This window comes from Paenibacillus sp. (assembly GCF_031177825.1).
In the GTDB taxonomy this organism is placed as follows: Bacteria; Bacillota; Bacilli; order Paenibacillales; family YIM-B00363; genus Paenibacillus_AE.
In genome coordinates this window covers 112,411-125,593 of sequence record NZ_JAPSKE010000005.1, presented here as the reverse complement: position 1 = coordinate 125,593, position 13,183 = coordinate 112,411, and the positions used below count along the sequence as shown (strand labels likewise).

General features: G+C 59.9%; 13 protein-coding genes. 11 read left to right on the top strand and 2 right to left on the bottom strand.

Annotated features, from left to right (window positions below):
* Positions 1-13: 13 nt before the first annotated feature.
* Positions 14-676 (top strand): bacillithiol biosynthesis deacetylase BshB2, encoded by a 663-nt coding sequence (bshB2, locus tag RIN49_RS07920; RefSeq protein ID WP_309119631.1) that lies wholly within the window; start codon positions 14-16, stop codon positions 674-676.
* Positions 677-967: 291 nt separating this feature from the next.
* Here bshB2 and RIN49_RS07915 read toward each other — a convergent pair whose 3' ends face one another.
* Positions 968-1,969, bottom strand: coding sequence for a LacI family DNA-binding transcriptional regulator (locus RIN49_RS07915; RefSeq protein ID WP_309119630.1), 1,002 nt, complete (start codon positions 1,967-1,969; stop codon positions 968-970).
* Between the two features lie 334 nt (positions 1,970-2,303).
* On the opposite strand from RIN49_RS07915, the gene RIN49_RS07910 reads away from it, so the two are divergent.
* The 8 genes from RIN49_RS07910 to RIN49_RS07875 all read left to right on the top strand — a co-directional run bounded on the left by RIN49_RS07910 (position 2,304) and on the right by RIN49_RS07875 (position 10,517).
* Positions 2,304-3,662, top strand: coding sequence for an ABC transporter substrate-binding protein (locus RIN49_RS07910; protein ID WP_309119629.1), 1,359 nt, complete (start codon positions 2,304-2,306; stop codon positions 3,660-3,662).
* A 90-nt stretch (positions 3,663-3,752) separates the two neighbouring features.
* Positions 3,753-4,634: a carbohydrate ABC transporter permease gene (locus RIN49_RS07905; protein WP_309119628.1), complete on the top strand. Its 882-nt coding sequence runs from the start codon at positions 3,753-3,755 to the stop codon at positions 4,632-4,634.
* A complete protein-coding gene (locus RIN49_RS07900; protein ID WP_309119627.1) occupies positions 4,635-5,471 on the top strand; it encodes a carbohydrate ABC transporter permease in 837 nt (278 codons plus the stop codon). It begins immediately after the preceding gene.
* Positions 5,472-5,497: 26 nt separating this feature from the next.
* Positions 5,498-7,168: a glycoside hydrolase family 13 protein gene (locus tag RIN49_RS07895; protein ID WP_309119626.1), complete on the top strand. Its 1,671-nt coding sequence runs from the start codon at positions 5,498-5,500 to the stop codon at positions 7,166-7,168.
* Positions 7,169-7,252: 84 nt separating this feature from the next.
* Complete coding sequence (locus tag RIN49_RS07890; protein ID WP_309119625.1) at positions 7,253-7,825, top strand: hypothetical protein; 573 nt, start codon at positions 7,253-7,255, stop codon at positions 7,823-7,825.
* A gap of 325 nt (positions 7,826-8,150) precedes the next feature.
* Positions 8,151-9,089 carry a stalk domain-containing protein gene (locus tag RIN49_RS07885; protein WP_309119624.1) on the top strand — a complete coding sequence of 313 codons (939 nt, stop codon included), beginning with the start codon at positions 8,151-8,153 and terminating at the stop codon, positions 9,087-9,089.
* A 40-nt stretch (positions 9,090-9,129) separates the two neighbouring features.
* Positions 9,130-9,933, top strand: coding sequence for a phosphotransferase family protein (locus tag RIN49_RS07880; RefSeq protein ID WP_309119623.1), 804 nt, complete (start codon positions 9,130-9,132; stop codon positions 9,931-9,933).
* An 8-nt stretch (positions 9,934-9,941) separates the two neighbouring features.
* The gene (locus RIN49_RS07875) at positions 9,942-10,517 is read left to right on the top strand and encodes a Crp/Fnr family transcriptional regulator (protein WP_309119622.1); all 576 of its coding nucleotides are present in this window, start codon (positions 9,942-9,944) and stop codon (positions 10,515-10,517) included.
* Here the strand turns inward: RIN49_RS07875 and RIN49_RS07870 are convergent.
* On the bottom strand, positions 10,495-11,226 hold the full coding sequence (locus RIN49_RS07870; protein WP_309119621.1) for a DUF4386 domain-containing protein: 732 nt from the start codon (positions 11,224-11,226) through the stop codon (positions 10,495-10,497). The two genes, RIN49_RS07875 and RIN49_RS07870, sit on opposite strands and share 23 nt — an antisense overlap.
* A gap of 155 nt (positions 11,227-11,381) precedes the next feature.
* On the opposite strand from RIN49_RS07870, the gene RIN49_RS07865 reads away from it, so the two are divergent.
* Entirely contained in the window at positions 11,382-12,533 is a 1,152-nt protein-coding gene (locus tag RIN49_RS07865; RefSeq protein ID WP_309119620.1) for a sensor histidine kinase, read from the top strand.
* Entirely contained in the window at positions 12,530-13,162 is a 633-nt protein-coding gene (locus RIN49_RS07860) for a response regulator (RefSeq protein ID WP_309119619.1), read from the top strand. The genes RIN49_RS07865 and RIN49_RS07860 overlap by 4 nt, the downstream gene beginning before the upstream one ends.
* Positions 13,163-13,183: the final 21 nt, after the last annotated feature.

Below are 13,183 nucleotides of genomic sequence, written 5' to 3'. Positions count from 1 at the left end.
GGCGTACGAGCCTATGGAATCAACGGAACGGAAAATTCTAGTCGTGCTGCCGCACCCGGACGACGAGTGCTTCGGGCTGTCGGGCACGCTTTCGAAGCATATACGCGAAGGGGGGTACGTGACTTACGCGTGCTTGACGCTTGGGGAGATGGGGCGCAACATGGGGGTTCCCCCGTTCGCGAATCGGGTGACGCTCCCGCGGATTCGCAAGGAAGAGCTGGAGCTGTCGTGCCGGACGATCGGCATTCAAGATCTCCGCTTGCTCGGGTTTCACGACAAGACGATCGAATTCGAGGACAAGGAGCTGCTGGACGGGAACATTCTCGAGCTTCTTCAGACGGTGCGCCCTTCCTTGGTATATACGTTCTATCCGGGGTTCAGCGTCCACCCGGACCATGACGCATGCGGCGCGGCGGTCATCCGCGCGGTCGAGCGGCTGCCCGAGGACGAGCGTCCGGTCGTGCACTGCATGGCGTTCTCGCGGGACCACGAGCAGTATATCGGCAAGCCGGACGTCGTCGTCGACGTGAAGCCGTTCCTGAAGCAGAAGATCGCGTCCATCCAAGCGCATCGGAGCCAATTTCAAGTGCCCGAGCTGCAGGGGAACAAGAAGCAGCCGACGAAGGAAGTCGAAGAGCGGTTCGGGACGGAGCGGTTTTGGACGTACCGCTTCTAACTAGCGGCCCGCCTCGCTTGTCGGCGGCGCGTAGAGAGTGTGTCGGCATAGGCGACCGGTCGGCGAGTAGGGAGGAAGTACGCACATAGCGAGTAACCCCTGCCCCGAATGCGGACACAAAGTACGCGGTCGGCGGCGTCTAAGGTGGAGCCAATCAATTTAGGCGGAAAACTCCGCTTATAAGCGCAGATGTGAGCTTAGCGCGCCGGTTTAGGCCGCCCCGCCGCCCCGGTGCGCGCCCGAGGCGCACAAAAAACCAGCGTCCCCAAGAAGAAGGGGGACGCTGGTTTTTTAGTTCGTGCTCTCCCGAATCGCCAAATAATGCGTTACGTTGGAGTGCGGCGGCACGCCGGTTTCGCCCTTTATCAGCTTCATCAAGTGGCGAGCGGCGGTCATGCCGACCTCCGTAGCGGAATATTCGACCGTCGTCAGCTTCGGACGGAAGATCGACGACACGAAGCTGCCGTCGAAGCCGAACACGGACACGTCCTCCGGGATTCGCACGCCTTGATCCAACAAGCAGTTCATCGCGCCGATCGCCATGAGGTCCGTCGCGCAAAACACCGCGGTGGGCAGCTCGCCCGTTCCGGCGATCGCGCGCATGGCGCGATACCCTTCCTCCACGGAAATCTCGCACTCCACCACCCAATCCTCCCGCACGGGCAGCTCCGCGTCGGCCATGGCCTGCCGGTACCCCTGCAGCCGATGCGTGCCGACCGCCATATTGCCGGTTCCGCAAATGATCGCGATGTCGCGATGCCCTCGCTGCACGAGGTACGTGACGGCTTCGTACGACGCCGTCACGTTGTCCACGTGCACGGAAGGCACCCCCGGAACGTTCGACTCTTGTCCCACAAGCACGCACGGAAGTTCGGACGACTTCGCGATCTCCGTATGCTCGGCGCCCCATTCGGAGCCGACGAAGATGAGGCCGTTCGGCCGCTCTTCGCTGAATCGGCGCAAATAGTCGAGCTCGGTGGCGGGCGTGCCGTCGGTCAGTCCGATGTCGATGACGTAGCCGTACAACTGCGCGACTCGATGGATGCCGACGATGAACTCGTTCAATACCGTATTGCTGTATTCGGGAATAATGACGGCGATGCGCAGCGACTCGCGATCCGCGGCTTCGCCCGCCCCGGGGATGTGCACGGCGCGATAGTTCGTCTGTCGCATCGCCTCGAGCACCCGGTTCCGCACGTCCTCGTTCACCGGCTTGCTGCCGTTGATGACGCGCGACACGGTAGAGATGGAGACGCCGGCCATGCTTGCGATATCTTTAATCGTTACCTTCATCGTGGTTCCTCTCGCGCTCCGACTTCGTTATCTCCATGATACCATGCGCCTAGAGCGGAATCTAGAATATTCGCCGTTGACCAGGAAAATAAAATGTCATATAATCACCAATGCGGGACAATAATTTTCCTAATACATAACAAATTTAGCGCTTTCAACAGGAAAATGAGTGATTTTTCGCTCACTTCTCTCCGCGTCAAATTCTAAATAGGAAAATATTTTCCCGCAGGAAAAATGTTAGCGCTTTCCAAAAGCCGAGCCCACCCGCACCGCCGAACCCGAAGTCGTTCCGGCGATCCGGACGCTATATATTCCAGATAAGGGGAGTACAAGAATGAAAATGTTCACGGCACGAACGAAGAAATACGCCCTCATCGTCTTATCCGCATTCATGGCGGTCGCATTAGCGGCATGCGGAGGCGGCGCGTCCGGCGGCGGTACGGCGGCGAGCGAGCCGGCTGCCAGCGAGCCTGCACCGGCGGCGGAGGCAAAAACGGAAGAGAAAGCGGCCGAGCCGGTCAACATCATCATCACGAACGGCAAGGGCGAAATTACGTCGCAATGGGAGCAAGCGGCGAAGGACTTCATGGCGGCGAACCCGGACATCACGGTCGAGACGCGTTCCGCGGCCGTCGGGGACGCGCTGAACGTATTCGACATGATGACGGCGTCCGGCAAGACGGTCACGATCGCCATGTTCGAGCCGAGCGCGGCGCTCAACAAATATAAAGACGTCTACAGCGATCTGTCGAACGAGCAGTGGGTGTCCGAAACGGACAGCGCGCTGAAGAACGAGCAAGGGCAAGTCGTCGGCTTCCCGTTCGCGATCGAAGGCTTCGGTCTCGTCTACAACAAGCAAGTCGTAGAAAAGGCGGTAGGCGGCGCGTTCGATCCGTTCTCCATCGATACGCGCGACAAGCTCGTCGAGCTGTTCGACAAGCTGCAGGCGTCGGGCGTAACGTATCCGGTCGCGTACCAGACGGAAAGCTGGTCGGTGTCGAACCATTACAGCACGCAGTTCATCAACCAAGCGGCGGACCCGACGGAAATCGTGAAGCAACTCGAAGCCGGCACCCTCGACCTCGCAAGCAATGCGACGTGGAACGGCTACTACGACACGATGGACCTGCTCGCGTCGAAGAAGTATAACAAGTACGGCGAGCGTCCGCTCGGAAGCTACTACGACGACGCGCACGTCTCCGTAGGCAAAGGCGAGTCCGCGGTATTGTTCAACGGCAACTGGGCGTACGATTCGTTGCAGGCGGTCGCGGGCGACGATTTCGGCTTCATCCCGGTTCCGGTCGACAACGATCCGGCGAACCCGCTGAACGGCAAGATCGCGGCGGGCGCGACGCAAGTGTTGGTCATCAACAAAGCGGCGAAGCCGGAAGAGCAAGAAGCGGCGAAGAAGTTCCTGAACTGGCTCGTGTACGACGCGGCCGGCCAAGACTTCATCGTCAACAAGTCGCAAGTGATCTCCGCGTTCAAGAACAACCCGAACAAGGTGACGAACCCGCTCGGCGCCGCGATCGGCGACGCCATCGCGAACAGCAGAACGATGCCGTTCAGCACGAACTACGTACTGGCCGAAGAATGGAACACGATCATCGGTCCGGAAGTGCAGAAGTACATCGCGGGCAAGAACGCGCGCGAAGACTTGGCGAAATTCATTCAGAATTACTACGCGAAATAATCGCGACAAGCATGAGACGATCAAACGGGCGAGGCTGCGACCTTGCCCGTTTGATCTTTCCTTATTTTCTAGATATGCAGGAGGAACCTAATGACAGGGAAGAGCAAAATTCATCGTCTCGCCGACCAAGCGTTCTTCATGGGACCGACAACGCTGTTTTTCGCGATGGCGATTTTGATCCCGTTCGCGTATGGCTTCTATTTGACGTTAACGAGCATTACGTCGCCGGTCAGTCCGGTCGAGTTCGCCGGGTTCGCCAACTATGCGAAGGCGTTCCAGGATCAGCAGTTCTGGGATTCGATGTGGCTAACGCTTAAATACGTGGGAGGAACGATCGCGTTCGTCAACGCGATCGGTTTCGCGCTGGCGTTCCTCGTGACGTCCGGCATGCGGGGCCAGAACTTTTTCCGGACCGCCTTCTTCACCCCGAACCTCATCGGCGGCCTGATGCTCGGGTACATCTGGCAGTTCATCTTCGTCCAGTCGCTCCCGTCCGTCGGCGAGAAGCTCGGCATCGAAGCGCTCCGGCTCGGCTGGCTGGGCGATGAAGCGCTGTCGTTCTGGGCGCTCGTCATCGTGACGATCTGGAAGTCGGCTGGCTATATGATGATCATCTTCATCGCAGGTCTCATCGCGGTGCCGCGCGACGTCATCGAGGCGTCCACGATCGACGGGGCGGGGCCGTGGCGCCGATTGACGAGAATCACGCTGCCGCTCATGGTGCCCGCCTTCGTCGTCACGGTGTTCCTGACGCTGAAGGACGCGTTCATGGTGTACGACCTGAACTACTCGCTCACCGAAGGCGGCCCGTACGGCAGCACGAAGATGGTGTCGATGCACGTCGTGCAGAAGGCGTTCGTCGAGACGAATTACGGCCTCGGACAGGCGGAAGCGATGCTTCTGTTCGTCATCGTCGCCGTCGTCACCGGTTTGCAGGTGTATTTCAGCAAGAAGTGGGAGGTGCAAGCCTAGATGCCCGTTCGGAAGATGTCCTCCGCCTCGCTGTCGCTCCTGCCGCTGCTCGCGGCGTTCGTCTTGTTCACGTTCCCGTTCTTCCTGTTGATCGTGAACTCGTTCAAGTCGAACGGCGAAATTTTGGAAAGCCCGTTCGCTCTGCCGCAGTCGATCGACCTCGGCCGCTTCGCGGACGTCGTCGCGAAGATGAACTTCTTGGTCACGTTCAAGAACACGCTCGTCATTACGTCGGTCAGCGTCTTCTTCATCCTGCTGTTCTCGGCGATGACGGCGCATTACCTCGTCCGCAACCCGTCGCGCTTCACGAACGGTTTCTTCGCGCTGATGGTCGCTTCGATGATCATTCCGTTCCAATCGATCATGATTCCGCTCGTATATATTTACGGCGCGAAGCTGCACCTGATCGACACCGCGCCGATCCCGCTCTTGATCGCCTTGTATATCGGCTTCGGCAGCGCGCTCTCCGTGTTCATCTACCACGGCTTCGTGAAGTCGATCCCGCTGGAGCTGGAGGAGGCGTCGTTCATCGACGGCTGCACCCCGAGGCAGAGCTTCTTCAAGATCGTGCTGCCGATGCTCATGCCGACGTCCGTCACGATCGCCATCTTGAACGTCCTATGGATTTGGAACGACTATCTGCTGCCTTCGCTCGTGCTCGTGAAGGAAGAAGTGTACACGATGCCGATTAAGATGAAGGTATTTAACGGAACCTATATGAATAACTGGGAATTATTGATTCCGGCGATCTTGCTGACGATTCTGCCGATTCTGATCGCGTACCTGTTCGGCCAGCGGTTCATTATTAAAGGCGTCATGCAAGGTGCCATCAAGTAAGCCAAGATAAAGAGAGGACTCGACGGATGAAACGGATTTGGTGGAAAGAAGCGGTAGCTTATCAAATTTACCCGAGAAGCTTTATGGACAGCGACGGGGACGGCATCGGCGACCTTCGCGGCATCGTCTCGAAACTTGATTACGTGAAGGGACTCGGCATCGACATCATCTGGATTTGCCCCGTGTTCGCTTCGCCCAACGACGATAACGGATACGATATTTCGGATTATCAGGACATTATGGCCGAATTCGGCACGATGGAACATTTCGACGCGCTGCTCGCCGAAGTGCACGCGCGAGGGATGAAGCTCATCTTGGACCTGGTCATCAACCACACGTCCGACGAGCATCCTTGGTTCATCGAGTCGCGGTCGAGCAAGGACCATCCGAAGCGCGATTACTATATATGGGCCGATCCGAAGGACGGCGCCGAGCCGAACAATTGGGAGAGCATCTTCGGCGGCTCGGCTTGGGAGTACGATGCGGGGACGGGGCAGTATTTCATGCACATTTTCTCGAAGAGACAACCGGACCTGAATTGGGAAAACGAAGCCGTTCGCCGCGACCTGTACGCGATGGTGAACTGGTGGCTCGACAAGGGCATCGACGGCTTCCGCGTCGACGCGATCTCGCATATTAAGAAGGTGCCGGGCTTCCCGGACCTGCCGAACCCGAAGAAGCTGCCGTACGTGCCTTCGTACGAAGGGCATATGAATCGGGAAGGGATTCACGAATACTTAGGCGAGCTGAGGCGGGAGACGTTCGCGAAATACGACATCGTCACCGTCGGCGAGGCGAACGGGGTGACCGTCGACGACGCGGAGCTGTGGGTCGGCGAGGAGCGCGGCGCGTTCGATATGATTTTCCAATTCGAGCATCTCGGACTCTGGGGCAAGAGCGCGGAGGGCGGGCTCGACCTGCCGGCGCTGAAGCAGACGCTCACCCATTGGCAGAAGGGGCTGGAAGGCATGGGCTGGAACGCGTTGTTCCTCGAAAATCACGACCAGCCGCGTTCCGTCTCCACCTGGGGCGACGACGAGGCGTATTGGGCGGCGTCCGCCAAGGCGCTCGCGACGATGTACTTCCTGATGCAGGGCACGCCGTTCATCTACCAGGGGCAAGAGATCGGCATGACGAACGTGCGGTTCGATTCGATCGAGGATTACAACGACGTCGCGATCAAGAACCTGTACCGGATCGAACGGGAACACGGGAAGACGCACGAAGAGATCATGCGGGTCATCTGGAAGAACGGACGCGACAATTCCCGCACGCCGATGCAGTGGAGCGATGCGCCGAACGCGGGCTTTACTTCCGGCAAGTCTTGGCTGAAGGTCAACCCGAATTACGAGGAGATTAACGTACAGGACGCGATCGAGGATCCGCACTCGATCTATCATTATTATAAGAAGCTGATCGAGCTGCGGAAGTCGCACCCGGTAGCCGTCTACGGCGCGTACGATCTGATCCTGCCGGAGCACGAGCACCTCTATGCGTACACGCGCACGCTCGGGGACGAGAAGCTGGTCGTCATCGCGAATCTGTTCCCGGTCGAGACGACGTTCGCGCTGCCGGAGTCGATTCGTTACAGCCATGGCGAGCTGCTGCTCGCGAACGGAGACGTCGACCGCGCGGAATCGCTGCGGAAGCTGTCGCTCCGCCCGTACGAGGCGCGCGTGTACCGATTGGTCGAATAGACGAGTAAGGCAAGTCATATGACCGCCGTAACTTCCCGCCTTGCGCCGGCACGTATACAATGCTGGGGAGGGGGCATTTCGGCTATGGCGAAGCGGAAGATAAACATTTATTTATGGTTATTATTAAGTCTCGCGGGCTATATCGCGGCGGGTTTCCTGACGCATTTCCCTACGGGGACGAACGAAGTAACGGAATGGATGCTTGAAGGTGCCGTAGGCGGGGCGTTCCAAGGGGCGATCGGCGGCATCTTGATCGGCGGCGCGCAATGGACCGCGCTGCGGCTGAGCGGGCATCGTTTCGGAGGGCGGTGGATGCTGGCCGCCGTCGTCGGCTTCGCGCTGACGCATGCGGTAGGGGATGCGAGGCCGTTATCGGTGCATTTCGTTTGGGTGGGGCTGTTTTGCGGCGTACTGGTAAGATTCCTCTTCTGGTTGGCGCAAAACAAAGCGGGCAACGTCCGGGTTTGGTTGGCGACAGGGACGGCGGTCGCTTGGATCGGATTCGCCGTCGGGCTGTACGTCGCGGACGCCGTCCTGCCGCCCGGCTGGACGCCTGTCACCGGTCAGCAGAGACATATGATGTACGGGTTGATCATCGGGGTGCTTCAGTCCGGAGCGACGCTGTTCTTGCTGAGGGGCAGCGTTAGCGGTCGTTGAAGGCTCCGTCGAAAAGAGGTGCGCAGCTGCGCGCCTTTTTTTTCTGCCGCTGTACAACGGGCGGGCGATATTGAGGCGCCGCTCCGCAATTTTTGTGGCATGCCACCCCAAACATTGAGGAAGTCCTCCCCAATTGAACGCACTACACGAGTATCGTCTCGATAGGGGGAATAAAATGAGGCGCTTCTCCGCAATTTTTAGGGCATGCCACCCCGAACATTGAGGAAGTCCTCCCCAATTGGCGCTTTCCGAAGGGGGGCATGGGGAAACTTTCCATGTCTGGAGGCGTATATAAAGTACTTCATACCGGTCGAGGAGGTTTATCATGAGACGCAAGTCGGTACTGCTGCTAGTTTTCTTACTGGCCTTACCAAGCTCGACCGCCGCGGCGCAAGACGTTCCGCCGACGTTGACGGTCGACGGGGAGACGATCCTGTCATCGCCGCCGCCCCTTGTTGTAGACGGTGTGATGCTGGTGCCCGTCAGAAAGCTGCTTGAGTCCATCGGCGCAACCGTCGAATGGGACCGGGAAGCCAGAGAGGTCGTCGGGACGAAACTCAATCGAAGCATCAGGATATTGCCCGACGCCGAGGTCTTGATCGCCGGAGGAGACGCGGAGGTCAGCTTAAAAAACCAGGTGAAAATCATCGACGGGACTTTGTATTCCTCTCTTAGAGCCTTATCCGCCGGTTTCGGAGCGGAAGTGACGTGGGACGAGGGGAGCCGGAGCGCAAGCGTGAAGACGTCGCTCACGTCCGTCGATGATGAAGACTTGACGTACATTATGGAACGTATCATCGATCAGATGGAAGAACTGCAAGACGAAAGCGGGTTCGTCCCCCTCTCCGGATGGAGCGTCGACGGCCAGGTCGAGATCGTGTTCCGAAAATACGGCGAACACGAAGCGCGGGTAAGTCCCGAACAACTGAACGAGATGCAGCGCTCGATCTTTCGGGTCGCGGGAGCGGCGTTTCCATTGAACCTGCATCAGTTCGCGATCCCCGAGGAGGCCGATATCGAAGGGGTCATTACGAAGATCGACGAACGGACGAATCGGATTCTCATCGAAAACCCGGACCGGACGGTCGGGGAAACGAATGATCCCGAAGCGGTTTGGATTTCGCTGACGGACGATGCCGTCGTGAACTATAATGGAGACACTACGCGTTTGGAAGTCGGCTTGAAGGTCAGGGCATGGTTCGTAGGATTGATGGCGACGTCGTACCCCGGCCAAACCCAATCGGTGAAGCTGGAAGTGTTGTAAGACCGGACGTCGGATCGGATAACGTTTAGGAGGATGAGAGATGAGCGCACTCGGCGCGGGACGTACCGCGGAAATGTTCGAGCATGGCGCGGGCCGCATCGTGAAGCTGTATCGCGTCGGATTTCCTCGAGACGCCGTCGAATACGAGTACGAGATGAATCGGATCGTCGCCGCCTTGGGGGTCCCCGCGCCGCGAGCGCTCGGCCGCGTAGAAATCGATGGGCGGGCCGGCATCGTATTCGAACGAGCGGAAGGCGCGACGCTGCTTCATAGGATGTTTCGTCGTCCCGGCGAAGGGAGCCGGTTCGCGAAGGAGTTCGCGGACCTCCATGTTGGAATTCACCGATTTCAAGTCGATGCCGGAACGCATCCGTCGATCCTTAACCGTAAGACGGCGCTCGCGCGCAACATTCGAAACGCGCCGCAGCTCTCGAACGAGGTAAAGACGACGCTTCTTCGGCATACGGAGCGACTGCCGGACGGGAACGCGCTCTGCCACGGCGATTATCACCCGGACAATGTCATCTCCGGCGAGCGGCCCTGGGTTATCGATTGGATGACAGCCGCGATCGGGGATCCGGCGGGAGACGTCGCGCGAACGCTGCTCTTATTTCGATACGGAACGCCGCCGGAGGGCGCCCCGCCCGATGCGGTAGAAGCGCTCCGGCGATCGAGGAACGAATGGAGCGACGCCTATTTGGAACGGTACCTCGATCGATCCGGGATGACGCCGAGCCGCATCGAGGAATGGACGCTGCCGGTAGCGGCCGCCCGATTGACGGAATGGATTCCGGAGGAAGAAAAAGCGCAGCTGCTTCGGCTGATCGAGAAAGCGATGAGGTGACCGAGCGGATGAAGGAAATCTTGAAGACGTATTTAACCCGTTACACGAGCCTCGACGAAGCGGCGCAGCAAGCGATCTTAGACGATCTTCGGGTCGAGGAATATAAGAAGGGAACGATCCTTCTGAACCAAGGGGACGTTCCCGACCGATGCTACTTCGTATTGAAGGGATGCGTCCGGCAATATACCGTGGACGAAGCGGGAAGAGAGATCACTTCCGACTTCTATACCGAAGAGCAAGCGATCGCGATGTTCCACCGCCATCGGGGGGACCCCGCGTCCGAGTATACGTATGCGTGTTTGGAAGACACGACGGCGGTCGTCGGCGCGCTCGACGTCGAACAGGACATGTACGACAAACACGCCCAGCTCGAAGGGATGACGCGCCGCATGATCGAACAAAGCTTCGGCCTGATGCAAGAGGACTTCGCCGCCTTCGTCGCTTCCAGCCCCGAAGAACGCTACAAGTCGCTGCTGCGGAAGCGGCCGAACTTGATCGACCGCGTTCCCCAACATCAACTGGCGAGCTACCTGGGCGTCACTCCGGAATCGTTAAGCCGGATTAAGCGGCGGATCCATCCATAGGCGGCGTCTGCGCCGGGACGGACGGTTTCCCTCCCTTGAACAACAGCCACAAGCCGAAGCCCAGCTCGCCCGCGATCATCGGGACCATGAACGCCGCCTCGACGACGGCGACGATCCGGTCCAACGAAGGAAGGAACGCGTTCCCGAAGTGAACGAACGCGTACCCGACGGAGGCCAGCAGCAGCAAGACGCTCCACAGCTTCGGGATGCGGTCCGATCGGTAAGCGAGCCAGCCCGTCACCCACAGATGCGCGCCGAACACGATCAATCCCATCGACCAGATCGATTCGAAAGCTTCCAAGCTTAAATTCGTTAGCGCATGAAGCTGTTCCGGCGGGAAGGCCGACGGTTCGACGGCGCCGTTCGCGAGAAGCGACGTTACGAACAGACAGGCGATCGCGACGCTTAGGATCGCGGCATACATGAGGCGAAGCCAAGCTCCCAGCAGGGCGAGACGAGGCCGAATCGGTTTCAGAAACACGTAGAACGCCCAAGCGACCGCGATGTCGAGCATCAGGACGACGAACCATCCGAAGAGAGCGGCGGCGAACAGCGGAGCCGACGACGCGATGTTTTCGTATGTCGCTCCGGCATCTCCCGGAACCACTAGGTTTCCATGGACGTAGCCGTACGAGAAGCCGGCCGCGATCGTCATCCCCAGCAGCGAAATCCCCGCAACGAGCGCGGAAGCTCGAAGTCCCGAATTCATCGGTATTCCCCCTATGTTTCAACATGCATTCATTGTAGTCGGAACCCGCGGACCTTTCATTGACTTAAGTCAAGAGCGGGAGAAAACAGGAGAAGCGAAGGCGCGCAGAGAATAGTGTAATACGGACTGAACCGAAAAGTAGGTGAACGGAGCTCATGCGCTCGTATTGGGCTTGGTTGGCATGGCTGGGCGCCATGTGGGCGGCGGCGCTGCTGCAGGGCGGGGCGGCCGCGACGCCGCGAGGCGCGCTGGGCTGCGCGCTGTTTTTCGCGTGTTATTTCGCGTCGCCGCTGGTTTTTCGCCGGCCGGCGGCGTTGTTCGCGCTGTTGACAGGCGCGCTGCTGGCCTCTAGCGCCGCGCTGCACGGCATCGGCGCCGCGGGAGCGCTCTACGCGCTGCTCCTCGCGGCGTACTTGGCCGGGGAAGCCGCGTACCGGCTTCCCGGCCGCTGGGCGGCGGCGTTCGGCGCGCTCGCCGCCGCGTCGGCGATCGCGTCGGCGTCGCTTGACGCAAGCGATTCGGCGCGGGCGCTTCCCGCCGCCTTCGCGCTGTTGTTCGCGGCCGCGGCCGCCGCCGCGCTAACGCTGTACCGCCGGGAGCGGTCGGCGAACGAGGAGGGCGGCGCCCGGTTCGAGGCGCTGCTGAGCGAGTACCGCAAGCTCAAGCGGCAAGCGAAGAGCGGCGAAGACGCGGCGCGCGCGGAGGAGCGGACGAACGTCGCCCGGCAAATCCACGATTCGGTCGGGCATAAGCTTACCTCGCTGCTGATGCAGATCGAGATGTTCCGCATGAACGCGGCCGGCGAGCATCTCGCCGCCGCGGAACAGATGAAGCGGCTCGCGCAAGACAGCCTCGAGGAAACGCGTCGCGCCGTCAAGACGCTGCAGGAGCAGGAGCAAGGCGGTATTCCGGCGCTGCTGCGCCTGATCCGCAACCTCGAGGCGGAGAGCTACCTGCAGGTCGAATTTACGGTTCGGCACGGCGCGCTCTCCGTTCCGCTCGGGAACGAGCCGTCCATCGCCGTCTACCGCGCGATCCAAGAGGCGATGACGAACGCGATGCGTCACGGCGCGTCGCGTAGGATCGGCATCCTGCTCGAATCGCCGGGCGGACGCGTCTTCCGGTTCGAGGTGTCGAACGACGCGGGCGGCGGGCCGGAGCAGCCGATACGCGAAGGGTTCGGGCTGACCGCGATGCGGTCGCGAATCGAGAAGGCCGGAGGCGAGCTTACGCTCGTTCGCGCGGGCGGACAATTTCTAGTGCGCGGCACGTTCAAGCTGGAGCAAGGGGAGGAGCGGGGCCGATGATTCGCATATTGATCGCGGAAGACCAGACGTTAGTGCGCCACGGCTTGAAAATGATGATCGAAACCGACCCCGAGCTGCGCGTCGCCGGCGAAGCGTCGAACGGCCGCGAGGCGGTTGCGTTGAACGAACGCCAAGCGTTCGATCTCATCGTGCTGGACATTCGGATGCCGGAGATGGACGGCTTGGAGGCGGCCCGGCATATCTTATCCCGTTGGCCGGATCGCAAGGTGATGATGCTGACGACGTTCAACGACGATGAATACGCGCTCGAAGCGCTCAAGATCGGGGCGAGCGGGTACATGCTGAAGAACGCCGATCCGGCGGCGCTCATCCGATCGATCCGAAGCTGCTTGTCGGGCGGCTTGTCGCTGGAGGAGCATGTGGCGGCCAAGGTCATGCCCCGTCTGCTGGGGAAGACAGAGACGAAGCCGGTCGATCCGTCTTTGACGCCGAGGGAGCTCGACATTATTCGAAGGGTCGGCGAAGGGCGCAGCAATAAGGAGATCGCCGACGAGCTGGCATTGTCCGTGGGCACGGTGAAAAACCATATCAGCTTCGTTTTGGATAAGCTGGAGCTGCGGGATCGCACGCAGCTGGCGATTTACGCCATCCGGCACGATTTGATTTAAAAGTGACTGAAGTCATGGTCG

Bases quoted from the DNA above. Each gene is read 5' to 3' on its own strand.
- bshB2 (WP_309119631.1), top strand. From the start codon at position 14: ATGGAATCAACGGAACGGAAAATTCTAGTCGTGCTGCCGCACCCGGAC.
- RIN49_RS07915 (WP_309119630.1), bottom strand. From the start codon at position 1,969: ATGAAGGTAACGATTAAAGATATCGCAAGCATGGCCGGCGTCTCCATC.
- RIN49_RS07910 (WP_309119629.1), top strand. From the start codon at position 2,304: ATGAAAATGTTCACGGCACGAACGAAGAAATACGCCCTCATCGTCTTA.
- RIN49_RS07905 (WP_309119628.1), top strand. From the start codon at position 3,753: ATGACAGGGAAGAGCAAAATTCATCGTCTCGCCGACCAAGCGTTCTTC.
- RIN49_RS07900 (WP_309119627.1), top strand. From the start codon at position 4,635: ATGCCCGTTCGGAAGATGTCCTCCGCCTCGCTGTCGCTCCTGCCGCTG.
- RIN49_RS07895 (WP_309119626.1), top strand. From the start codon at position 5,498: ATGAAACGGATTTGGTGGAAAGAAGCGGTAGCTTATCAAATTTACCCG.
- RIN49_RS07890 (WP_309119625.1), top strand. From the start codon at position 7,253: ATGGCGAAGCGGAAGATAAACATTTATTTATGGTTATTATTAAGTCTC.
- RIN49_RS07885 (WP_309119624.1), top strand. From the start codon at position 8,151: ATGAGACGCAAGTCGGTACTGCTGCTAGTTTTCTTACTGGCCTTACCA.
- RIN49_RS07880 (WP_309119623.1), top strand. From the start codon at position 9,130: ATGAGCGCACTCGGCGCGGGACGTACCGCGGAAATGTTCGAGCATGGC.
- RIN49_RS07875 (WP_309119622.1), top strand. From the start codon at position 9,942: ATGAAGGAAATCTTGAAGACGTATTTAACCCGTTACACGAGCCTCGAC.
- RIN49_RS07870 (WP_309119621.1), bottom strand. From the start codon at position 11,226: ATGAATTCGGGACTTCGAGCTTCCGCGCTCGTTGCGGGGATTTCGCTG.
- RIN49_RS07865 (WP_309119620.1), top strand. From the start codon at position 11,382: ATGCGCTCGTATTGGGCTTGGTTGGCATGGCTGGGCGCCATGTGGGCG.
- RIN49_RS07860 (WP_309119619.1), top strand. From the start codon at position 12,530: ATGATTCGCATATTGATCGCGGAAGACCAGACGTTAGTGCGCCACGGC.